Origin of the sequence: Paracoccus hibiscisoli, from assembly GCF_005048265.1 — a bacterium.
Lineage (GTDB): Bacteria > Pseudomonadota > Alphaproteobacteria > Rhodobacterales > Rhodobacteraceae > Paracoccus > Paracoccus hibiscisoli.
Window position 1 is genome coordinate 1 of the sequence record NZ_SUNH01000031.1, and the last position, 20,257, is coordinate 20,257.

Genomic DNA, 20,257 nt, shown 5'->3' on the forward strand with positions numbered 1-20,257 from the left:
GTCGCCGCAATACACCAGTGAGCAGTTTCAGCGCCTGCTGGCCGACAATGGCATCACTTGTTCCATGAGCCGGGCCGGGAACGTCTGGGACAATTCGGCAATGGAGAGTTTCTTCTCGTCGCTGAAAATCGAGCGCACCAACCGCAAGGTCTATCGGATCCGCGACGAAGCCCGAGCGGACGTGTTCGACTACATCGAGCGTTTCTACAACCCGCGCAGACGGCATTCGAAACTGGGCTACATCAGCCCAATCGAGTTCGAGGCCCGCGCTATGCTAGCTTAACGTGCTGTCCACGAAACCGGCAGCAGGCCAATCACAAGAACGGTGCAGGAGGGTGGGACGCTGCGATTCTGCATCTGATTAAATTCTTAGGTCATGCAGACGCCCTGTAGAACGCGACGAAAAACCTGCAGGCCTCAGCTACAGATCAGCAGCTCGCAATAGGGATTGGCGTTGATGATCACTCCGCCGGGACGATGCTTGTTTTACGGCTGCCTGGACCGGTTCCCCGACCCCGCGTGAAAGGACGCGGTCAGGGTCACCGCTCCCCCGGAACGTGCACCATTACCGCAGCAAAGAACACCGCGCTGGCCGTCATGACGAACAGATGCCAGATCGTGCGATGAAACCGCAGGCGCGGCGACAGGTAGAAGGCAAAGCCCGCCGTATAGAGGATGCCGCCCGTCAGGATCAGGCCAAAGGCGCGCGAGGACATGTCTCCGAACAACGCACCGCCCGCGACGGCCCCCGACCAGCCCATGACCAGATAGAGGCCGATCGCCGCGCCGCGCCAACTGTCGGGCGCCAGGCTGCGCAGCCCCGCGCCGGTCAGGGCGCAGCCCCAGATCCAGACCAGGAACCAGCCCGCCGGTTGCGCCGAGGCCAGGGCAAAGGCGGTGTAGGTGCCCGCGATCTTGAGGTAGATGGCCGAATGGTCCAGCCGCCGCAGCACCGGGCTCCATTGCGCGCTGTGGTTCATGTTATAGAGCGCCGAGCACAGGATCATCGCGATCAGCGTCGCGCCATAGATCGACACGCCCAGCAGCGGCAGGACGTCTCCCCGCGCCCAGGTCAGGGTCACCAGAACCGGAACCGCCAGCAGCGCCGCGCCCAGGCCAAGCGCATGGACGACAAGGTCGGAGACGGTCTCGGCGCGGCTGTAGACGGTGCGCTGCGGCAGGATGAGGGTCATTGCGCAGTCCTCTGATGGCATCGCCCCGACCCTAAGGCCTGTGGCGCCCGGCAGGAACGGGCGAACCGCCCCCAGGGCGCGCGTTCACGGTGACGTGGCGTCGCGGCGGCGGTCTCCCGGCGCGCTTAGCTGGCCGACGGCGCCCTGCCGGGGTCGCCCGACCCAGGCGTGATTGGTGACGGGCCGCTCGAATCGGAGCCTGACTGTGACGGAGCCCTCAAAGGGCGGGTGTCACACAGGGTCCGCGGGGGCGGTCATTCCTGAACCGGTTTGCAGCCACGCCACGGCGATTGAACCTTTGGCGCGGATCGGCAAGGATCGGGCCTCAATCCACGGAGGCATCATGGACCGCGACAGCCTGGAACTCAGATCGACCATCACGGCGGACGGCCTGCTGCGCCTGCACCTGGAGCCGACGCGGCTGCCCGAGCCCGGGCCCGGCCAGCTGCTGGTCCGGGTCGAGGCCGCGCCGGTCAACCCGTCGGATCTGGGGCTGATGTTCGGCCCCGCCGACATGGACAGCCTGACGGTCGAGGGCCAGGCCCTGACCGCGCGCGTTCCCGACCGCGCGATGCCCGCCATGCGCGCCCGGATCGGCCAGTCGCTGCCCGTGGGCAACGAGGGCGCGGGCACGGTCGTGGCGGCGGGCGCGGACCTGGCCCATCTGGTCGGGCGGCGCGTGGCGATGTTCGGCGGCGCGATGTATGCCCGACTGCGCCTGATCGCGATGACCGACTGCATCCTGCTGCCCGAAGGGGCCGAGGCCGCCGATGGCGCGGCGCTGTTCGTCAATCCGCTGACCGCCCTGGGCTTTGTCCAGACCATGCGCGACGAGGCGCACAGCGCCATCGTCCATGCACCCGCCGCGTCGAACCTGGGTCAGATGCTGGTGCGCATCTGCCAGGATGAGGGGATCGGCCTGGTCAACATCGTGCGCAGCCCCGATCAGGTCGCGCTGCTGCGCGGGCTGGGCGCAACCCATGTGGTCGACAGCAGCGCCGACAGCTTTGCCGACGATCTGCGCGAGGCCATCGCAGACACCGGCGCCACCCTGTCCTTTGACGCGATCGGCGGCGGAGAGATGACCAGCACCGTCCTGAACGCGATGGAGGCCGTCGCGGCGCGATCCATGACCGGGTATGACCGCTATGGCTCGGCGGTGCTCAAGCAGGGCTATGTCTATGGCGGGCTGGATACGGGGCCCACGGTGCTGCGCCGCGGCTTCGGGTTCAGCTGGGCGGTGGGCGGCTGGCTGCTGTTCCATTTCCTGCAGCGCGCCGACCCCGCCACCGTCCAGGCCATGAGAGAGCGCGTCGCCCGCCAGATGACCACCACATTCGCCAGCCATTACACCGCCCGGATCACGCTGGCGCAGGCGCTGGACCCGGCGGTCGTGGCCGCCTACACCCGCAAATCGACCGGAGAGAAATACCTGATCACCCCCTGAGCCGCGCGAACATCGGCCCGCCCCGCCAGCGGGGATGGCCATAGCCGTGGATCATCACCAGGTCGATATCCACGGCGCTGGCGGCGATGCCCTCGGCCAGGATGGCGCAGCCCTCATCGGCCATCGCGTCGATCATGCGGCGGGCGATGGTGCTTGCGTCCAGGCCCGGGTCCGCGCCCAGATGCGGGGCCAGCAGGCGGGCCACGGCCTGGGATGGGCGCGGGCTGCGGTCGCCGGGGGCATAGTCGTACCAGCCGCCGCCGGTCTTCTGACCCTTGCGGCCCGCCTCGACCAGCAGGTCGGCCAGCATGTCGGGCACGGTCTGGCCCGCCGCCCGCGCGCCCTGCCGCTGCAGATGGGCGATGTCCAGACCGCCCAGATCCTGCGCCTCGAACGGGCCCATGGCCAGACCGTGGGCGCGCATGGCGGCATCGACGGCGGCGATGGGGACGCCCTGGCGCAGCAGCGCCTCGGCCTCGGCGCGGCTGCGTTTCAGGATGCGGTTGCCGATGAAGCCGTCGCAGATGCCCGACTGCACCGGGATCTTGTCCAGACGCCGCGCCAGATCGAACCCGGTGGCCAACACGTCGGATGCGGTGTCGGGGGTAGGCACGATCTCCAGCAGGCGCATGACATGGGCGGGGCTGAAGAAATGCAGCCCCAGGAAGCGCGACGGATCGGGCAGCCCCCGGACGATGGCCCGCGGGTCCAGATAAGACGTATTGGTCGCCAGCACCGCATCGGGCCGCGCATGGCGGGCCAGCTGGTCAAAGACCGCGCGCTTGACGTCGATCTGTTCGAAGACGGCCTCGATCACCAGATCGCAGGCGCCGATGGCGGCGTAATCCGTGCTGGCGGTCAGCGCCGCCATATGGGCCGCGCTGGCGTCCGGCGTCAGGCGACCGCGGGCCACCGCGCCGTCATGGATCGCGCGCAGATTGGCTACGCCCCGCGCCAGCGCCGCGTCGTCGCGTTCGATCAGCGTCACGGCCAGCCCGGCCCCCTGGCAGGCGGCGATGATGCCCGCGCCCATCGTGCCGCCCCCGATCACGCCGATATGGGCCCGCGGACGGGGCGCGATGCCGCGCAGCCGCGCCGGCTGCCGCGCGGCGCGTTCGGCAAAGAACACATGGCGCAGCGCCGCCGCCTGATCCGAGCCGCGCAGATCCAGAAAGGTCTGCCGCTCGAACCCCATCGCCTCGGAGAACGGGGCCTCGGTCGCGTGGCGCAGGCAGGCCAGCGCGCGCAGCGGGGCCTCGGCGCCACGGGCGGCCTTGCGGGTCGCGGCCTCGGCCTCGGCCCAGAAGGCGTCATCGACCGGCGGCACGGCGCGGGCGCAGGCGGGCGCGGGCAAGGGCCGGGTCAGGGCGTCGCGGGCAAAACCCACCGCCTCGGGGATCAGATCGTCGGCCAGCGCATCGACCAGACCCATCGACAACACCGCAGGCGCGCGCACGGGCCTGCCGGTCGTGACCAGCGTCACCGCAGCCTGCACCCCCGCCAGACGCGGGGTCCGCACCGTGCCACCGGCGCCCGGCACGATGCCCAACGTCACCTCGGGCAGGCCCACGCGTGCATCCCGCGCCGCCACGCGGAACCGACAGCCCATCGCCACCTCGAACCCGCCGCCCAGGGCGCTGCCGTGGATGGCGGCGGTCCAGGGCTTGGCCGCGCCCTCGATCCGCGCGACCAGATCGGGCAGGTGCGGCGGCTGCGGCGGCTGATCGAATTCCGACACATCCGCCCCCGCGATGAAAGTGCGTCCCGCACAGGCCAGCACCACGCCCGCGACCGTCGGGTCGGCGTCCAGCGTGGCCACCGCGTCCCACAATTCCTGCCGCAAGGCCTGCGACAGGGCGTTCACCGGCGGATTGTCGATGGTGATGACGGCGATATCGCCGTGGCGGTCGATGCGGGTCAGCGCCATCTCAGATCCCCAGATAGGCTTCGCGGATGCGCGGATCGGCGATCAGCGCGTCGGCGGGGCCGTCCATCACGATGCGGCCCGTCTCCATCACATAGCCCCGGTCCGCGATCTTCAGCGCGCCAAAGGCGTTCTGTTCGACAAGCAGGACCGTCACCTCCAGCGCGCGCAGGCTGCGCACCACGTCAAAGATCTGCGCCACGATGATCGGGGCCAGCCCCATCGACGGCTCGTCCAGCAACAGGCAGGAGGGCCGCCCCATCAGCGCGCGCGCCATGGCCAGCATCTGTTGCTGGCCGCCCGACAGCCCGCCCGCCGACAGGTTGCGCTTGTCGCGCAGGATGGGGAACATCTGGAACGCGTCCTCCATGTCGCGGTCCACGCGGTCATCGGCGAAACCGTAGGCGCCAAGGCGCAGGTTCTCCTCGACCGACAGGTTGGTGAAGATCTGGCGTCCTTCGGGCGATTGGGTCAGGCCGCGCGCGGGACGCTTCCACGCGGGCAGCGTGGTGATCTGGTCGCCCCGAAAGGTGACCGTGCCGCCCGAGACCGGCTGCACGCCCGACAGACAACGCAGCAGCGTCGTCTTGCCCGCGCCGTTCGCGCCGACGACCGTGACGATCTCTCCGCTGGCGACATGCAGGTCGATGCCGTGCAGAACCTCGATGCGGCCATAGCGCGACCGCAGCCCCTCAACCGTCAGCATGGGGTGCCTCCTCGGTGCCCAGATAGGCGGCGATGACCGCCGGGTTGCGGCTGACCGTGGCCGGATCGCCCTCGGCGATCTTTTCGCCGTGATCCAGCACCACGATGTGGTTCGAGATGCGCATCACCAGCTTCATGTCATGTTCGACCAGCAGGATCGCCACACCCGATGCCGCGACCTCGGCGATCAGGTGGTCGATCTCTTCGGTCTCGACGGCGTTGCAGCCGGCGGCAGGTTCGTCCAGCAGCAGGACCTTGGGGTCCAGCGCCAGCGCGCGGGCGATCTCCAGCCGCTTCAGCGCGCCATAGGACAGGTTGCCGGCCTCGCGTTCGGCCGCACGCTCCAGACCCACGCGGGCCAGCAGCGCCCGCGCGCCCGCTTCGGCGTCCCGCGCCCGTCGGCGCGAAGCGGGCAGCGCCAGCAGATCGGCCAGGACCGAGCCGCTTTCGCGCAGGTGATACCCCGCGATGGCATTGTCCAGCACGCTCATCGACTGAAAGATCTGCAGGTTCTGGAAGGTCCGCGACAGCCCGCGCCGGGCCAGCAGATGCGGCTCCATCGCGGTGACGTCCTGGCCGTCCAAGGTGACGCGGCCCGCATCGGGGCGATAGACGCCCGAGATCATGTTGAACAGCGTGGTCTTGCCCGCGCCGTTCGGCCCGATGACGGACAGGATCTCTCCGGCCCGGACGGAAAAGCTGACATCGTCGACGGCGCGCAGACCTCCGAAACCGATGCCCAAGCCCTCGATGGAAAGCAGCGCGCTCATTCGTCCTTGCCCCGCAGTTTCTTGAGGATCGAGGGCAGCAGCCCCTCGCGCAGGAAGATCATCACCAGGATCATCACCAGACCCAGGACCATCTGTTCGTATTCCGCAAACACCGTCAGCACCTGCGGCAACAGCGTCAGGATCGCCGCCCCGAAGATCGCCCCCAGGACCGAGCCGACGCCCCCCAGAACGGCCATGGTCACCATCTCGATCGAGTGCATGAAGCCCGCCACGTCCGGCGTGACGAACCGGTTCTGCAACGCCAGCAGCGAGCCGGACACCGAGGCATAGACCGCCGATATGACGAAGGCCCGCAGCTTCAGCCGCGCCACATCGATGCCCACGGTGCGCGCCGCGACCTCGGAGCCGTGCAGCGCGCGCAGAGCCCGCCCCGTGGGGCTGTCATACAGGTTCAGCGCGATCCAGGCGCCGATCAGCATGCAGAGCCCGCTGAAGAAATACCAGAACTGGCCGTTCGACAGCGACAGCCCCAGATCGCCCAACAGACCGCGCAGGCCCAGATCGGGCACCTCGATGCCGTCCGGGCCGCCGGTCAGGGCGCGTTCGTTCGTCAGCACCATCGTCACCAGGATGCCGAAGCCCAGGGTCGCGACCCCCAGGTAATAGCCGTGCAGCCGCAGGATCGGGCGGCCCACCAGATAGGCCAGCACCCCCGACAGCACCGCCCCCAGCACCACGGCCAGCGCGGGCGGCACGCCCAGATGCACCGGCGCCAGCGCGCAGGCATAGGCGCCGATGCCCGCAAAGCCCGCATGGCCCAGGCTGACCTGCCCCGCATAGCCGGTCAGGATCACGATGCCCGTCACCGCGATGGCGTTGACAAAGATCAGCGCCCCCACGCGATAGTAGAAATTGGACGGAAACAGCAGCGGCGACAGCGCGATCAGCGCCACCAGCACGATCAGCGTCGCGGATTTCGGCGTCAGTTTCATCATCACACCCGATCCGTGGATTTGCGCCCGAACAGGCCCTGCGGCATGAAGAACAGCACCGCCAGGATCACGACAAAGGCCGCCGCGTCCTTGTAGGTCGACGACAGATAGCCCGCCGTCAGCGCCTCGATCAGGCCGATGGAGAACCCGCCGACCAGCGCGCCCTTGGGGTTGCCCATGCCGCCCAGCATCGCGCCCGCAAACCCCTTCAGCGCGAAGGCGATGCCGACGTTATAGGCGGTCAGCGTGATGGGCGTGGCCAGCACCCCCGCCAGCGCGCCGATGCCCGCCGACAGCGCGAAGGACAGCGTCATCACGAAATTGGTGTTGATCCCCACCAGCTGCGCGGCCAGCCGGTTGTTTGACGTGGCCAGCACCGCGCGCCCCAGCAGCGTGCGCGTGAAGAACAGCCACAGCGCGATGAACACGGCGACCGCGCCGCCGATGACCCACAGGCTTTGCGGCAGGATCGTGGCGCCCGCCACGCGGATCGGCGCATCGCCCGAAAAAGCCGGAAAGCTGTGGATCTGCTTGCCGAAGACGATCTGCGCCGCGCCCTGGATAAAGATCGAGGCCCCGATGGTGATGATGATCAGCGACACGACAGGCGCGCCGCGGGCGGGCTCGATCGCCAGCTTGTTCATCGCCACGCCAAGGCCCGCGGTCAGCACGATGGCCGACACCGCCGCCAAGGGCAGCGGCAGGCCCGCGGCATGGGCGGCGAATGTGATCATCCCGCCCAGCATGACGAATTCGCCCTGGGCAAAGTTCACCACGTCGGAGGCGTTGTAGATGATGGTGAAGCCCAGGGCGACCAGCGCATAGACCGCGCCGACCGTCACCCCTGAGAACAGGAATTGCAGCAGTTCCGACATGGGGACCTCGGGGGGTTGGTGGCCCCGGCAGGTGCCGGGGCCGGTGGGATCACTCGACCGTGGTCCAGGCGCCGCTCTGGATCTCCAGCATGCGGAAGGCCGACAGGTCCAGGCCCAGGTGATCGTCGGGCGTGAAGGTATAGGTGCCGGTGGTGCCGACCAGGCCCGTGGTCTGCTCGATCGCGTCGCGGATAGCCTGCGGCTCCGTGGAACCCGCCCGCGCGATGGCATCGGTCAAGATCAGGAAGGCGTCATGGGCATAGCCGCCAAAGGTGCTGACCGGGGTGCCGGTCGCCTCCTCGAAGGCGGTCTTGTAGGCCAGGGCGATGTCGCGCTGTGCGTCGCCCTCGGGCAGGATGTCGGCCACCAGCAGCGCGGTGCCGGGCAGGCGCACCCCTTCGGCGGCATCCGCGCCCGCCAGGTCGATGAACCCGTTCGAGGCCACGCCATGCGACTGATAGAACGGGATCTCCAGCCCCAGCTGGGCATAGTTGCGCGTCACGATGGACGGCCCCTGGCCAAACCCCGGATTGATCAGCGCCTCGACGCCCTCGGTGTTGCGGATCTTGGTCAGCTGCGCGGTCATGTCCGCATCGGTCGGGTTGTAGCTTTCATCGGCCACCAGGGTCAGGCCGTAATCGCCGATCACCGCCTTGCACTGCGCCTGCATCGACGCGCCGAACCCGTCCGTCCCCGAGATCATCGCGACATTGGTGAACCCACGCGCCTGGATGTCCTCGAAGATCTTCTGGCAGGCCATACGGTCGGTATGGGGCGTCTTGAAGGTGAAGGGCCGCACCGGGTCGATGATCTCGATGGCGCCGGCCAGAGAGATGAAGGGGATCTCGGCATCCTCGGCGACCGACAGGATCGACATGGTGGCGCCGGTGGTGGTGCCGCCGATGATCGCCACGACCTCGTCATCCTCGATCAGGCGGGTGGCAAAGGTGCGCGCCTTGTTCGGATCGCCGCCGTCGTCGTAATGGATCAGGGTGACCTCCTCGCCGTCGATGCCGCCTGCGGCGTTCAGTGCTTCGACCAGCATCTCCAGGGTCTTGACCTGCGGGTCGCCCAGAAACGCGGCAGGCCCGGTGGCCGAGATGCTGGCGCCGATGCGGATCTCGGCGAGGGCGGGGGTGGTCAGGCCAAGGGCCATCAGGGTCGCAAGCGCGGTGGTGGTCTTCATCTGGGTCTCCTCCCAAAGACGGTGTTTCAGGCGACCTGGCGCCGCCACATCGCGCGGGTGAAGCGCGGGGCGACAAAGGCCGTATCGGTCAGGCAGGCATTGCCCGCCGGGTTCGCGCCGGTGACGTGGAAATCACTGAAGGCGGCGGATTGGTTGACATAGATGGCGCCGGTCAGGTTGATCGACAGGTTGACCCCGGCCCGCGCAAAGGCCGGAATGGCGCGGGCGATGCGCTCCTCGTCCGTGTCATACAGCGCGGCGGTGATCGCACCCCGGTCGCGGGCCAGCGCCGTCGCGCGATCCAGCGCGGCTTCAGCATCCGCGCAGGTCACCAGGAACGCGACCGGGCCAAAGCATTCGCCCTGCGCCACCGCATCGTCGGCCCCGGCCGCCAGCAGCATCGGCCGCCCATCGCGGATCACCCGCGCGCCCTGGCGCAGCGCCTCCATGCGCGCCACCGTCGCGGGGTTGGCGACCGCGCCCAGCACGCCCACCGCGCGGGCGGGATCTTCCAGCAGCCGGTCCAGCGCATGGGCCAGCCCCTGCCCCACCTGGTCGGGCGTCTTGTGCCCCAGATCGCTGTCGATGCCGCCCTCGGGCACCAGGATGGTCTGCGGCGCGGTGCACATCTGCCCCGAATAGAGCGCCAGAGAAAACGCGAGGTTGTCGCACATGCCGGTGAAATCCGGCGCGCCCAGGATGGTGACGGTGTTCACCCCGGCCTCTTCGGTAAACAGCCGCGCCTGGCGGGCGTTGGCGCGCAGCCAGTCGCCGAAAGCCGTCCCGCCGGTATAGTCGATGATCCGCACCGCCGGATCGGTGGCCAGCGCCTGCGTCATCGGTGCCTCCGCCGTGTCGGCGGCCAGCAGGATCGCGTCGGCGGGCAGACCGGCCTCGGCGAACACCTCGCGCAGGATGCGCACGGTCAGGGCAAGCGGCAGGATGGCGCGGGGATGCGGCTTGACGATGACCGGGTTGCCGGTCGCCAGGCTGGCGAAGATGCCGGGATAGCCGTTCCAGGTCGGAAAGGTGTTGCAGCCGATGGTCAGCGCCACGCCCGCGGGCACCAGCGTCCAGTGCTTGTCCAGCCGCAGCGGCGCGGCCTTGCCCTGCGGCTTTTCCCAGATGGCGTGGTCGGGAAATCGGGTCATCTCGTCCCAGGCCAGGGCCACCGCCTCCAGCGCGCGGTCCTGGGCATGCGGGCCGCCCGCCTGAAAGGCCATCGCAAAACCCTGGCCCGTGGTGTGCTGCGTCGCATGCGCGATCAGGAAGGAGTGGCGGTTCAGCCGCACCAGCGCCTCGATCAGCGCGCCGACGCGGGCCTTTGGCGTCGCGTCCGCCAGCGCCTGCGCCGACCCTTGGGCGGCGGCGATCAGCGCCGCCGGATCGGCGGCGGGATAGGTGATGTCCAGCGCACCGCCAAAGGGCGATTCCTCGGCGCCCACACGGCGCTGCTCGGGGTGACCGGGCAGCGCAAAGGGCTGGCCTTTCAGCGCGTCGAACGCCGCCTGCCCCGCCGCACGCGACCCCGCGCCATAGACCGACTCACTGGGGATTTCCGCGAAGGGCGCCCAGAAGCCGCGGGCGGTCAGCGCCTTGCGGGCGTCCTGCAGCAGCGCCTGATGGCGGTCAAAGAACTCCGTCATGATCCCCTCCCGTCGCGGCTGTCGCCAGCCTCCCCCCGACAGCATTTAACATTGACCGACCGGTCGGTCTATGCAAGAAGTTTTTTCAGAGGGAGCCGATCTTTTTGATTGTTGCGCAAAAAGACCCGGAAACAGGGGGAATCACATGACCGATACCGTGCTGGTCGATCTGACCGATGGCGTCCTGACGCTGGTGCTGAACCGGCCCGACAGGCTGAACGCCTTGACCGACGACATGCACATGGCCCTGCGCGCCGGCATCCAGCGCGCGCATGACGACGCGGATGTGCGCGCGGTCCTGCTGACCGGCGCGGGGCGTGCCTTCTGCGCGGGCCAGGACCTGGGCGACCGCGACCCGCGCCGGGGCGGCCCCGCCCCCGATCTGGGCCAGACGCTGGAGACGTATTACAACCCCACGCTGCGGCTGATCCGGTCGCTGGACAAGCCGGTCGTCTGCGCGGTCAACGGGGTCGCTGCGGGCGCGGGCGCGAATATCGCGCTAGCCTGCGACATCGTGCTGGCGGCGCAATCGGCGCGGTTCATCCAGGCCTTTGCGAAAATCGGGCTGGTCCCCGATGCCGGCGGCAGTTGGTCGCTGACCCGCATCCTGGGCGAGGCGCGCGCCAAGGCGCTGGCCCTGACTGCCGAGCCCCTGCCCGCCCAGCAGGCCGCCGATTGGGGGCTGATCTGGAAAGCCGTGGCCGATGAGGCGCTGATGGATCAGGCTAGCGCGCTGGCCCTGTCGCTGGCGGCGGGACCGACCTTGGGACTGGGACTGACCAAGCGGCTGATCCAGGCCGCGGCCACCAACAGCCTTGACGAACAGCTTGATCTGGAGCGCGATGCCCAACGCAAAGCCGGCCGCAGCGCCGATTACGCCGAGGGCGTGACCGCGTTCCTGGAAAAGCGGCCCGCCCTGTTCCGGGGGGAATGAGATGACCGATGACGATCTGGCGCGCGCCTGCGCCGCCGCCATGTGGGCCCAGGATCTGGCCTCGCAGCGCCTTGGCATGGTGCTGGAGGATGTGGCGCCGGGCCGCGCCGTGCTGTCCATGACCATCACCGCCGACATGGTCAACGGGCATGGCAGCGCGCATGGCGGCTTCATCTTCGCGCTGGCCGACAGCGCCTTTGCCTTCGCCTGCAACACGGTCGATCAGCGCAGCGTCGGACAGCAGGCCGCGATCACCTATCTGGCCCCCGCACGCGCGGGCGAGCGTCTGACCGCCACTGCCATCGAACGCGCCCGACCGGGCCGCAGCGGCCTCTATGACGTGACCGTCACCGGCGCCGACGGCACCGTCATCGCCGAATTCCGCGGCCATTCCCGCACCGTCAAGGGCCGCATCCTGGCCGACTGAACAGCCATCTCTGGGAGGAGACATTGGACCACATGACCGCACCGACCACCATGCTCGACCCCATCGAGACCGCCTCGCGCGATGAGATCGCGGCCCTGCAGCTGACGCGCATGAAACGCGCGCTGGCCCATGCCTATCAGAACTCGGCCTTCTACCGGGCGCGGTTCAATGCGCATGGCGTGCATCCGGATGACCTGCAATCGCTGGCCGACATCGCGAAATTCCCGTTCACGGTCAAGCAGGACCTGCGCGACACTTATCCCTTTGGCATGTTCGCGGTTCCGCGTGAAAAGCTGGTCCGCATCCACGGATCGTCGGGCACCACCGGCAAGCCCACGGTGGTCGGCTATACCGCCGCCGACATCGACCATTGGGCCAATCTGGTCGCGCGGTCGATCCGGGCCGCGGGGGGTCGGCCCGGCGACATGCTGCACAACGCCTATGGCTATGGCCTGTTCACGGGCGGCATCGGCGCGCATTACGGGGCCGAGCGTCTTGGCTGCACGGTGGTGCCGATCTCGGGCGGGATGACTGAACGGCAGGTCACGCTGATCGACGATTTCCGCCCCCGCATCATCATGGTCACGCCCAGCTACATGCTGTCGATCCTGGACGAGTTCCGCCGCCAGGGCCTGGACCCGCGCAAAAGCAGCCTAGAGATCGGCATCTTTGGCGCCGAGCCTTGGACCAACGCCATGCGCGAGGAGATCGAGCAGGCCTTCGACATGCAGGCCGTCGACATCTATGGCCTGTCCGAGGTCATGGGCCCCGGCGTCGCCCAGGAATGCGTCGAGACCAAGGACGGCCTGCATGTCTGGGAGGACCATTTCTACCCCGAGATCATCGACCCGGTCACAGGCGAGGTCCTGCCCGACGGCCAGATGGGAGAGCTGGTCTTTACCACCCTGACCAAGGAGGGCCTGCCCATGGTCCGCTATCGCACGCGCGACCTGACGCGGCTGCTGCCCGGCACCGCGCGGTCGATGCGCCGGATCGAGAAGATCACCGGGCGCTGCGACGACATGATCATCCTGCGCGGCGTCAACGTCTTCCCGACCCAGATCGAGGAGCAGATCCTGAAATGCCAGGGCTTGGCGCCGCATTTCCAGATCGAGCTGACGCGGTCGGGCCGCATGGACGCGATGACGGTGCATGTCGAATGCAGCCCCGCCATGGCCGGCGTTGATGCCCGCGCGGCATCCGCGCGCGAGCTGGCCCATCACATCAAGTCGGTCGTCGGCATCTCGACCAAGATCACCGTCTGCGACCCGGCGGCGATTGCCCGATCCGAGGGCAAGGCGAAACGCGTGATCGACAACCGCCCGAAAGAACCGACCGGCGGATGACAGCGGGGGCTGCAGGCCCTACATCGCAGGGGGGCCGCAGGGCCTCCCGCTTGCCGCCGATACCATCCGAAGACGAAAGGCTGACATGGCCCGCACACGCGCCCAAGATTTCGAAGAAAAACAACGCGTCATTCTGGACAGCGCGGCCCAGGTCTTTGCCGAGCAGGGCATGGAAAAGGCATCCATGGCCCAGGTCGCCGCCCGCGCGCAGGTGTCCAAGGCGCTGCTGTATCATTACTACCCCAGCAAGGACGCGCTGATCTTCGCGATCATCACCACCCATCTGGAGGAGCTGGACGCCGCGATCGAGGCCGCCGATGACCCGAGCCTTGTCCCCGATCAGCGGCTGCGGCGGCTGGTGGGTGCGGTTCTGGAAAGCTATCGCGGCGCCGACAATCAGCACAAGGTCCAGCTGAACGCCACCACCGCCCTCTCGGACGAGCAGAAGGCCGCGATCACCGCGCTGGAGCGTGACATCGTCCGGCGGTTCTCGGTCGTGCTGGACCAGATCAACCCCGACCTGAACAGCCGCGAACGGCCCCTGCTGATGCCGGTCACCATGTCGCTGTTCGGGATGATGAACTGGGTCTATATGTGGTTCAAGGATGGCGGCCGCATCTCGCGCGAGGATTACGCCGACGTGGCCACGACCCTGATCCTGGAAGGCATCAAGTCGGTGCGCTGAGGCGGCGCTCGATCAGCAGCGGGTCGTATTCCGGCGCCTCGGCCCGCCTGCGATCCGGCTCGACCGCCTCCAGCGCGGTGGTGGGGGTCAGCCGGTCGCGCGCCTCCAGCGCCAGGCGCTGATAGATCGCGGTGCCGCGGGTCTTCCAGTCGATCTCGGCCTCGGTCAGCATCCGTACGACCTTGGCGGGCGATCCGACCGCCAGCGCCCCCGCCGGGATCTGCGCCCCCGCCTTGACGAAGGCCATCGCCGCGACGATGGCATTGGCGCCAATGTCGGCCTCGTCCATCACCACGGCATTCATGCCGATCATCGCGTTGCGCCCCACGCGACAGCCATGCAGCACCGCGCCGTGGCCGACATGGCCGCCCTGTTCCACCACCACATCCTTGCCGGGAAAGGAATGGACCACGCAGGTTTCCTGCACGTTGCAGCCCTGTTCCAGCACGATCCGCCCGAAATCGCCGCGCAGCACCGCGCCGGGGCCGACATAGACGCCCGCCCCCACGATCACGTCCCCGATCACCGTCGCGTCCGGGTGCACGAAGGCCGCCCCGTCGATCACCGGGCGGATGCCGTCCCAGGCCCAGAGGCTCATTCGGCGGCCTGCGCGGCCTGGCCCCAGGTCTTGGCGACCATGGTCAGCACGTCATATTGCGCGGCGACGGTGCCGTCCTGTTTCGTGACCTGGCAATCCCACCGGACCTCGCCGTGATCGGCATTGGCGCGAGGGTTGATCTCCTTGCAGGTCAGGCGGACCTGCAGCGTGTCACCGAAATAGACCGGCGCCAGAAAGCGCATGTGGTCCACGCCGTAATTGGCCAGAACCGGACCCGGCGCCGGATCGACGAACAGCCCCGCCGCGAAGGACGCGATCAGATAGCCATGCGCGACGCGGTCGTCAAAGAACGGGTTCGCGCGGGCGGCATCGCTGTCCATATGGGCATAGAAGGTGTCGCCGGTGAAATGGGCGAAATGCTCGACATCCTCCTGCGTGACCGGGCGCGCGGCGGTGACCAGCTGATCCCCGATGCGCAGTTCGGCCAGCGACTTGCGGAACGGATGGGTGCCGGTCTGCGCGGGGGCGCCTTCGGACCAGCGGCCCGTCACCGCGCTGAGCAGGCCGGGGGCGCCCTGCACCGCCGTGCGCTGCATGTAGTGTTTCACGCCGCGCATGCCGCCCAGCTCCTCTCCGCCGCCCGCGCGACCCGGACCGCCATGGACCAGCCCCGCCAGCGGAGAGCCATGCCCGGTCGAGGATTTGGCCGACACCCGGTTCCCGATCATGACCCGGCCGTGGAAGGGCGCAAGGCCCAGCACCATCTCCTCGGCCACACGGGCGTCGTCGGTGAAGACGGACGACACCAGCGACCCCTTGCCCATCGCGGCCAGCGCGACCGCCTGATCGACCCCGTCATAGGGCATCAAGGTGGCGACCGGGCCGAACGCCTCGCAATCATGCACCGCCACAGCGGTCATCGGATCATCCGCGCGCAGCAGCACGGGCGCCATGAAGGCCCCGCCCTCCAGCCCCGCAGGCACCGCGTCCGGGTCGCCCGCGACGATGCGCGCCACGGCCTGCAATTCGCGGATGCGGGCGCGGACCTCCTCGCGCTGGTCCAGGCTGGCCAGCGGCCCCATGCGCGTGCCCTCTGCCGCAGGCAGGCCGGGCGTGGCCCCCGCCAGCCGCCGGGCCAGCGCGTCCTGCACCGCGTCGATATGGGCGGCAGGCACCATCACGCGGCGGATCGCCGTGCATTTCTGCCCCGCCTTGGAGGTCATCTCGCGCGCGACCTCGCGCAGGAACAGATCGAATTCCGGCGTCCCCGGCCCCGCATCCGGGCCCAGGATCGAGGCGTTCAGGCTGTCGGCCTCCATCGTGAAGCGGGTCGAGTTCTCGACGATCGGCTTGTGGCTGCGCAGCTTGCGCCCCGTCCAGGCCGACCCGGTGAAGGTCACCACATCCTGTCCCGTGACATGGTCCAGCAGATCGCCCACCGATCCGCAGATCAGCTGCAGCGCGCCCGCAGGCAGGATGCCCGTGTCATTGATCGCGCGCACCACCAGTTCGGTCAGATAGGCGGTCTGGGAGGCGGGCTTGACGATGCAGGGCATCCCCGCCAGCAGCGCGGGCGCGATCTTTTCCAGCATCCCCCAAACCGGGAAGTTATAAGCGTTGATATGCACCGCCACCCCCTGCAACGGGGTCAGGATATGCTGCGCGGAAAAGCTGTGATCCCTGGACAGGGGCTCCAGATCGCCGTCGGTCAGCACGCGCGTGTTGGGCAATTCGCGCCGCCCCTTGGAGGCATAGGTCAGCATCGTGCCGATGCCCCCCTCGATATCGACCCAGCCATCGGCGCGGGTCGCCCCGGTGCGATAGCTTTCGGCGTAGAATACCTCCTTGCGGGCCATCAGCGCCAGTCCAAGCGCCTTGAGCATCGCCGCCCGGTCGTGAAACGACATCGCCCGCAGCGCAGGCCCCCCGGTGCGGCGGCCCCAGTCCAGCGCGGCGCCCATGTCGATGCCGCTCGCGTCGATATGCGCCACCAGCGCCCCGGTCGCGGCGTCCAGCAGGGGCGCGCCCTGACGCTCGCCGGGGGTCCAGCGCCCGCAGATCAGGCTTTCGAGGCGGCGCGGTGCAGCATTCATGGTCATCGGTCTTCCTTGGTCGTCAAAGGCCCAGCTCGGCCAGTTTCGCGGCGGCCAGGGCCTGCCATTCGGCGCAAAGCGCCTCGTTCGTGCGATGGCGCAGGCCCAGGGCCGCCAGCCGGTCAAAGCGCGCCGACCCCGCCACCCCGAACCCCGCAGCCACGCGCGGCATCCAGTAATCGACGCTGGCGCGCACGCCCTCGGGGTCGCCGTCTGCCAGCCGCGCAAGCCCGTTCAGGCCCAGGGTCGCATGGCGCGCCTCTCGCGCGGCGATCTGGCGGAAGGTGTCGGCCAGCGGGCCATAGGACAGGCGCGTCAGCTCGGTCATCTGGACGCCCGTGGCCAGCCCCTGCAGGACGTTCATCACCACCGCATCGGTCCAGCCGGTCAGCGGATAGTGAAACACCGACAGCCGCATGTCGCCCGCCTGCCGCGCTTGCCCCAGATCGGCGTCGCGGGCCACGCGGGCCGCCCAGTCATGCTGGCGCTGATAGCGCGCGGTATCGGTGCCGAAATCGGCCATCACAGTCAGCACGCGTTCGGCGTGATCGGCCTTTTCCAGCGTGATCCGGCAGGCGGCGATGCGTTCGGTAATGCCGGGTGCCGCGTTGATCACGCCCGCGAACCCCGCCGAAGCGGCCAATTCGCTGTCGACAAAGGACCCCATCAGCCGCAGCAGCTCTCCGCGATAGCGGGCCGGTACGTTGCCAGGCGCGGTCAGCACGCCTCCCTGCGCCAGATAGTCCTGCAGCGCCATCGCGTCATTCGTCATAGCTGATCACCACCCGTTCGCTGATCGGAAAGGCCTGGCAGGACAGGACATAGCCCGCCCGAACCTCGTAATCCTCCAGCGCGTGGTTGATGGCCATCTCAACCTCGCCTTCCAGCACCTTGCAGCGGCAGGTGGAGCAGACGCCGGCCTTGCAGGAATAGGGCGCGTCCAGGTTCGCGGACAGCGCGGCATCCAGGATCGACTGGCCCTGGCGCGGCATGTCGAAATGCCGCACCGCCCCGTCCAGCATCACGCTGGCCTGCGTTCCCGCTCCCGGCGCCACCGCCTGAGCCGATACGGCAGGCGCGCGCGCCCGGCCGGGCTGGCCGCTGGCGAACAGCTCGAACTTGATCTGCGCATCATTCAGGCCGTGGTCGCGCAAGGAGGCGGCGATGGCCAGCATCATCGGCTCGGGTCCGCAGATATAGGCCAGGTCGATCGATTTGGGGTCGATCCAGGCGCGGAACAGATGCGCCATCTTGTCGGCGTCGATGCGACCGGTGAACAGGTCGATCTCCTGCCCCTCCTGCTCCAGCACGTGGATCACCGACAGGCGGCCCAGATAGAGGTTCTTCAGATCCTCCAGCTCCTCGCGGAACATGATCGTGCTGATTTGGCGGTTGGCATAGACCAGCGTGAACCGCGACGCAGGCTCGCGCGCCAGAACCGTCTTGATGATCGACAGCAGCGGCGTGATGCCCGACCCGCCCGCAAAGCCCAGATAGTGCCGCGCCGCATCCGCATCCAGCGCGGTGAAGAACCGCCCCATCGGCGGCATCGCCTCGATCTGGTCGCCCGGCGCCAGATTCTCGTTCGCCCAGGTCGAGAACGCCCCGCCATCGACGCGCTTGATGCCCACGCGCAGGCAGCCCTCGTCCAGGCCCGCGCAGATGGAATAGCTGCGGCGCAGCTCCTCTCCGTCGAAATCGCGGCGGAAGGTCAGGTATTGCCCTTGGGTGAAGTCGAACAGGGCGCGGTCCTCGGGGCGCGGGGTCAGCGTCAGCACCACGGCGTCACGCGTTTCGCGGCGCACCTCGGTGACGGTCAGGGGGTGGAAGCGTGCCATTGGGGTGCGTTCCTCAGATGCATTTGAAATAATCGAAGGGTTCCAGGCAGTCCGTGCAGCGCCAGCTGGCCTTGCACGGGGTCGAGCCGAACTGGCTGACCTTTTCGGTGGCATTCGATCCGCAGCGCGGGCAGGCGATCACCAGGTTCGACGTGCCCGCCAGCCGCGCGACGCGCCCCGCCAGCCGCCCGTCCGCCGCCGTCCCGTCGATGGGCGGCGCGATGCCATAGGCGCGCAGCTTGTCGCGGCCCTCGGGCGTGATCCAGTCGCTGGTCCAGGGGGGCGACAGCTGGCGCCGCAGCTCCAGCTTGTCGATGCCGTGGTCGCGCAAGGCGGTCTCGATGTCCAGGTTGATGATGCTGGTGGCGGGACAGCCGGAATAGGTCGGCGTGACCGTCACCACCAGCGTGTCACCCTCCCAGGCCACGGCGCGGATGATGCCCAGATCGGTCAACGAGATGACCGGGATCTCCGGGTCCGGCACCTTGGACAGCCAGTCCCAGACCTGGCCCGTGTCGACCGCCACCTGTGTCACCACCGTGCGCCGGGATAGGCGCGCTGCAGGAACTGCATCTGCGCCAGCAGGTGACCCAGATGTTCGCTGTGCACGCCGCGCTTGCCGCCGCCCATGTCGGTGATGCCCTGCTGCCAGACCTCGCCCGGATGGGTCAGCGTGGCCTCGTCCAGCACCTGCGCGACGGTGCGGTCCCAGGCCGGTCGCAGGCTGGAGGGCAAGGGCATCACCCCCGCATCGGCCAGCGCCCGGTCGTGATCGTCATCGGTGAACATCTCTCCGGTAAAGGACCACAGCGCGGCCAACGCCGCCTGCATCCGGTCGTGGCTTTCCGCGCTGCCATCGCCAAGCCGCACCACCAGATCGGCCGAGCGTTCCAGGTGATAGGCGGCCTCTTTCCAGGCCTTGGCCGCGATCTCGGCGATGCGCGGGTCCGATGACGCGCGCGCCGCCTCCAGCAGCTCCAGGTGAAAGGCGTCGAACAGGAACTGGCGCATCAGCGTATGGCCGAAATCGCGGTTCGGACGCTCGACCAGCAGCAGGTTCCGAAAGGCGCCGGCATCGCGCAGAAAGGCCAGATCGTCGGCGGTCCGGCCCCGGCCCTCGACCGCGCCCGCCAGACCCAGCCACAGCTGGCACTGGCCGATCAGGTCCAGCGCCTGGTTGGCCAGCGCGATATCCTCCTCCAGCGCGGGGGCGTGACCGCACCATTCCGACAGGCGCTGGCCCAGGATCAGGGCGTTGTCGCCGGTCCGCAGCAGCCATTCGACCAGCGCGTCGCGATTGGCCTCCTGCGGGGCGGGGGCGGGCTGACCGGCGGGAGCCAGCGTTTCCAGGGCGGGGGTCATCACATCGGGCAAGGACGGCATCACATATGTCCGATCTCTGCGGGGATGTCGAAGAAGGTCGGGTGGCGATAGACCTTGTCATTGGCAGGATCGAACAGCGGCCCCTTTTCCGACGGGCTGGAGGCGGTGATCGCGCTGGACGGCACCACCCAGATCGACACGCCCTCGTTCCGGCGGGTATAGACGTCGCGCGCGTTGCGGATCGCCATTTCCGCGTCGGGGGCATGCAGGCTGCCGACATGGCGGTGGTTCAGGCCGTGCTGGCCGCGGATGAAGACTTCCCAAAGGGGCCATTCGCTGGACATGGGTTTCCT

General features: G+C 68.6%; 21 protein-coding genes. 6 read left to right on the forward strand and 15 right to left on the reverse strand.

Translation table 11 applies throughout. The features are described from left to right. On the forward strand, positions 1 to 283 hold a 283-nt coding region (locus tag FA740_RS16650), incomplete at its 5' end, for an integrase core domain-containing protein (protein WP_136857935.1). 256 nt (positions 284 to 539) lie between these two features. Here the strand turns inward: FA740_RS16650 and trhA are convergent. Further along, positions 540 to 1,193, reverse strand: coding sequence for a PAQR family membrane homeostasis protein TrhA (gene trhA, locus FA740_RS16655; RefSeq protein ID WP_136857936.1), 654 nt, complete (start codon positions 1,191 to 1,193; stop codon positions 540 to 542). A gap of 343 nt (positions 1,194 to 1,536) precedes the next feature. Between trhA and FA740_RS16660 the strand changes: the two genes are divergently transcribed. Continuing rightward, positions 1,537 to 2,640: a zinc-binding dehydrogenase gene (locus FA740_RS16660; RefSeq protein WP_136857937.1), complete on the forward strand. Its 1,104-nt coding sequence runs from the start codon at positions 1,537 to 1,539 to the stop codon at positions 2,638 to 2,640. Here FA740_RS16660 and FA740_RS16665 read toward each other — a convergent pair. The 7 genes from FA740_RS16665 to paaN are packed head-to-tail and all read right to left on the reverse strand — an operon-like array spanning position 2,630 to position 10,699. After that, positions 2,630 to 4,567, reverse strand: coding sequence for a 3-hydroxyacyl-CoA dehydrogenase NAD-binding domain-containing protein (locus tag FA740_RS16665; protein ID WP_136857938.1), 1,938 nt, complete (start codon positions 4,565 to 4,567; stop codon positions 2,630 to 2,632). The genes FA740_RS16660 and FA740_RS16665 overlap by 11 nt on opposite strands. Before the next feature lies 1 nt (position 4,568). Beyond that, positions 4,569 to 5,270: an ABC transporter ATP-binding protein gene (locus FA740_RS16670; RefSeq protein WP_136857939.1), complete on the reverse strand. Its 702-nt coding sequence runs from the start codon at positions 5,268 to 5,270 to the stop codon at positions 4,569 to 4,571. Beyond that, positions 5,257 to 6,039, reverse strand: a complete 783-nt coding sequence (locus tag FA740_RS16675) for an ABC transporter ATP-binding protein (RefSeq protein ID WP_136857940.1) — start codon at positions 6,037 to 6,039, stop codon at positions 5,257 to 5,259. Before FA740_RS16675 ends, FA740_RS16670 begins: the two co-directional genes overlap by 14 nt. Continuing rightward, complete coding sequence (locus tag FA740_RS16680; RefSeq protein ID WP_211243730.1) at positions 6,036 to 6,995, reverse strand: branched-chain amino acid ABC transporter permease; 960 nt, start codon at positions 6,993 to 6,995, stop codon at positions 6,036 to 6,038. The genes FA740_RS16675 and FA740_RS16680 overlap by 4 nt, the downstream gene beginning before the upstream one ends. Next, positions 6,995 to 7,867 carry a branched-chain amino acid ABC transporter permease gene (locus FA740_RS16685; protein ID WP_136857941.1) on the reverse strand — a complete coding sequence of 291 codons (873 nt, stop codon included), beginning with the start codon at positions 7,865 to 7,867 and terminating at the stop codon, positions 6,995 to 6,997. Before FA740_RS16685 ends, FA740_RS16680 begins: the two co-directional genes overlap by 1 nt. Positions 7,868 to 7,916: 49 nt before the next feature. Then, on the reverse strand, positions 7,917 to 9,053 hold the full coding sequence (locus FA740_RS16690) for an ABC transporter substrate-binding protein (protein ID WP_136857942.1): 1,137 nt from the start codon (positions 9,051 to 9,053) through the stop codon (positions 7,917 to 7,919). Between the two features lie 26 nt (positions 9,054 to 9,079). After that, positions 9,080 to 10,699 (reverse strand): phenylacetic acid degradation protein PaaN, encoded by a 1,620-nt coding sequence (gene paaN, locus FA740_RS16695; RefSeq protein ID WP_136857943.1) that lies wholly within the window; start codon positions 10,697 to 10,699, stop codon positions 9,080 to 9,082. Positions 10,700 to 10,844: 145 nt separating this feature from the next. Between paaN and paaG the strand changes: the two genes are divergently transcribed. From paaG to FA740_RS16715, 4 genes are all read left to right on the forward strand, one after another. Beyond that, complete coding sequence (paaG, locus tag FA740_RS16700; RefSeq protein WP_136857944.1) at positions 10,845 to 11,633, forward strand: 2-(1,2-epoxy-1,2-dihydrophenyl)acetyl-CoA isomerase PaaG; 789 nt, start codon at positions 10,845 to 10,847, stop codon at positions 11,631 to 11,633. 1 nt (position 11,634) lies between these two features. Then, on the forward strand, positions 11,635 to 12,060 hold the full coding sequence (gene paaI / locus FA740_RS16705) for a hydroxyphenylacetyl-CoA thioesterase PaaI (protein ID WP_136857945.1): 426 nt from the start codon (positions 11,635 to 11,637) through the stop codon (positions 12,058 to 12,060). A 32-nt stretch (positions 12,061 to 12,092) separates the two neighbouring features. Beyond that, a complete protein-coding gene (gene paaK, locus FA740_RS16710; protein ID WP_136857946.1) occupies positions 12,093 to 13,406 on the forward strand; it encodes a phenylacetate--CoA ligase PaaK in 1,314 nt (437 codons plus the stop codon). An 85-nt stretch (positions 13,407 to 13,491) separates the two neighbouring features. Further along, entirely contained in the window at positions 13,492 to 14,091 is a 600-nt protein-coding gene (locus FA740_RS16715) for a TetR/AcrR family transcriptional regulator (protein WP_136857947.1), read from the forward strand. Here FA740_RS16715 and FA740_RS16720 read toward each other — a convergent pair. From FA740_RS16720 to paaB, 7 genes are read right to left on the reverse strand one after another with little or no spacing between them, the layout of a single operon-like run. Next, positions 14,075 to 14,689: an acyltransferase gene (locus tag FA740_RS16720; protein WP_136857948.1), complete on the reverse strand. Its 615-nt coding sequence runs from the start codon at positions 14,687 to 14,689 to the stop codon at positions 14,075 to 14,077. The two genes, FA740_RS16715 and FA740_RS16720, sit on opposite strands and share 17 nt — an antisense overlap. Next, complete coding sequence (gene paaZ / locus FA740_RS16725) at positions 14,686 to 16,749, reverse strand: phenylacetic acid degradation bifunctional protein PaaZ (protein WP_420873155.1); 2,064 nt, start codon at positions 16,747 to 16,749, stop codon at positions 14,686 to 14,688. Before paaZ ends, FA740_RS16720 begins: the two co-directional genes overlap by 4 nt. Positions 16,750 to 16,765: 16 nt before the next feature. After that, positions 16,766 to 17,515, reverse strand: a complete 750-nt coding sequence (locus tag FA740_RS16730) for a Phenylacetic acid catabolic protein (RefSeq protein WP_211243731.1) — start codon at positions 17,513 to 17,515, stop codon at positions 16,766 to 16,768. After that, positions 17,505 to 18,581 (reverse strand): 1,2-phenylacetyl-CoA epoxidase subunit PaaE, encoded by a 1,077-nt coding sequence (gene paaE / locus FA740_RS16735; protein WP_136857949.1) that lies wholly within the window; start codon positions 18,579 to 18,581, stop codon positions 17,505 to 17,507. Before paaE ends, FA740_RS16730 begins: the two co-directional genes overlap by 11 nt. A gap of 13 nt (positions 18,582 to 18,594) precedes the next feature. Then, on the reverse strand, positions 18,595 to 19,116 hold the full coding sequence (paaD, locus tag FA740_RS16740) for a 1,2-phenylacetyl-CoA epoxidase subunit PaaD (RefSeq protein ID WP_246053691.1): 522 nt from the start codon (positions 19,114 to 19,116) through the stop codon (positions 18,595 to 18,597). Then, positions 19,113 to 19,943, reverse strand: a complete 831-nt coding sequence (paaC, locus tag FA740_RS19925) for a 1,2-phenylacetyl-CoA epoxidase subunit PaaC (RefSeq protein ID WP_246053692.1) — start codon at positions 19,941 to 19,943, stop codon at positions 19,113 to 19,115. The genes paaD and paaC overlap by 4 nt, the downstream gene beginning before the upstream one ends. A 20-nt stretch (positions 19,944 to 19,963) precedes the next feature. Continuing rightward, a complete protein-coding gene (gene paaB / locus FA740_RS16750) occupies positions 19,964 to 20,248 on the reverse strand; it encodes a 1,2-phenylacetyl-CoA epoxidase subunit PaaB (protein ID WP_136857952.1) in 285 nt (94 codons plus the stop codon). Positions 20,249 to 20,257: the final 9 nt, after the last annotated feature.

Bases quoted from the DNA above. Each gene is read 5' to 3' on its own strand.
- trhA (WP_136857936.1), bottom strand. From the start codon at position 1,193: ATGACCCTCATCCTGCCGCAGCGCACCGTCTACAGCCGCGCCGAGACC.
- FA740_RS16660 (WP_136857937.1), top strand. From the start codon at position 1,537: ATGGACCGCGACAGCCTGGAACTCAGATCGACCATCACGGCGGACGGC.
- FA740_RS16665 (WP_136857938.1), bottom strand. From the start codon at position 4,567: ATGGCGCTGACCCGCATCGACCGCCACGGCGATATCGCCGTCATCACC.
- FA740_RS16670 (WP_136857939.1), bottom strand. From the start codon at position 5,270: ATGCTGACGGTTGAGGGGCTGCGGTCGCGCTATGGCCGCATCGAGGTT.
- FA740_RS16675 (WP_136857940.1), bottom strand. From the start codon at position 6,039: ATGAGCGCGCTGCTTTCCATCGAGGGCTTGGGCATCGGTTTCGGAGGT.
- FA740_RS16680 (WP_211243730.1), bottom strand. From the start codon at position 6,995: ATGATGAAACTGACGCCGAAATCCGCGACGCTGATCGTGCTGGTGGCG.
- FA740_RS16685 (WP_136857941.1), bottom strand. From the start codon at position 7,867: ATGTCGGAACTGCTGCAATTCCTGTTCTCAGGGGTGACGGTCGGCGCG.
- FA740_RS16690 (WP_136857942.1), bottom strand. From the start codon at position 9,053: ATGAAGACCACCACCGCGCTTGCGACCCTGATGGCCCTTGGCCTGACC.
- paaN (WP_136857943.1), bottom strand. From the start codon at position 10,699: ATGACGGAGTTCTTTGACCGCCATCAGGCGCTGCTGCAGGACGCCCGC.
- paaG (WP_136857944.1), top strand. From the start codon at position 10,845: ATGACCGATACCGTGCTGGTCGATCTGACCGATGGCGTCCTGACGCTG.
- paaI (WP_136857945.1), top strand. From the start codon at position 11,635: ATGACCGATGACGATCTGGCGCGCGCCTGCGCCGCCGCCATGTGGGCC.
- paaK (WP_136857946.1), top strand. From the start codon at position 12,093: ATGACCGCACCGACCACCATGCTCGACCCCATCGAGACCGCCTCGCGC.
- FA740_RS16715 (WP_136857947.1), top strand. From the start codon at position 13,492: ATGGCCCGCACACGCGCCCAAGATTTCGAAGAAAAACAACGCGTCATT.
- FA740_RS16720 (WP_136857948.1), bottom strand. From the start codon at position 14,689: ATGAGCCTCTGGGCCTGGGACGGCATCCGCCCGGTGATCGACGGGGCG.
- paaZ (WP_420873155.1), bottom strand. From the start codon at position 16,749: ATGACCATGAATGCTGCACCGCGCCGCCTCGAAAGCCTGATCTGCGGG.
- FA740_RS16730 (WP_211243731.1), bottom strand. From the start codon at position 17,515: ATGACGAATGACGCGATGGCGCTGCAGGACTATCTGGCGCAGGGAGGC.
- paaE (WP_136857949.1), bottom strand. From the start codon at position 18,581: ATGGCACGCTTCCACCCCCTGACCGTCACCGAGGTGCGCCGCGAAACG.
- paaC (WP_246053692.1), bottom strand. From the start codon at position 19,943: ATGACCCCCGCCCTGGAAACGCTGGCTCCCGCCGGTCAGCCCGCCCCC.
- paaB (WP_136857952.1), bottom strand. From the start codon at position 20,248: ATGTCCAGCGAATGGCCCCTTTGGGAAGTCTTCATCCGCGGCCAGCAC.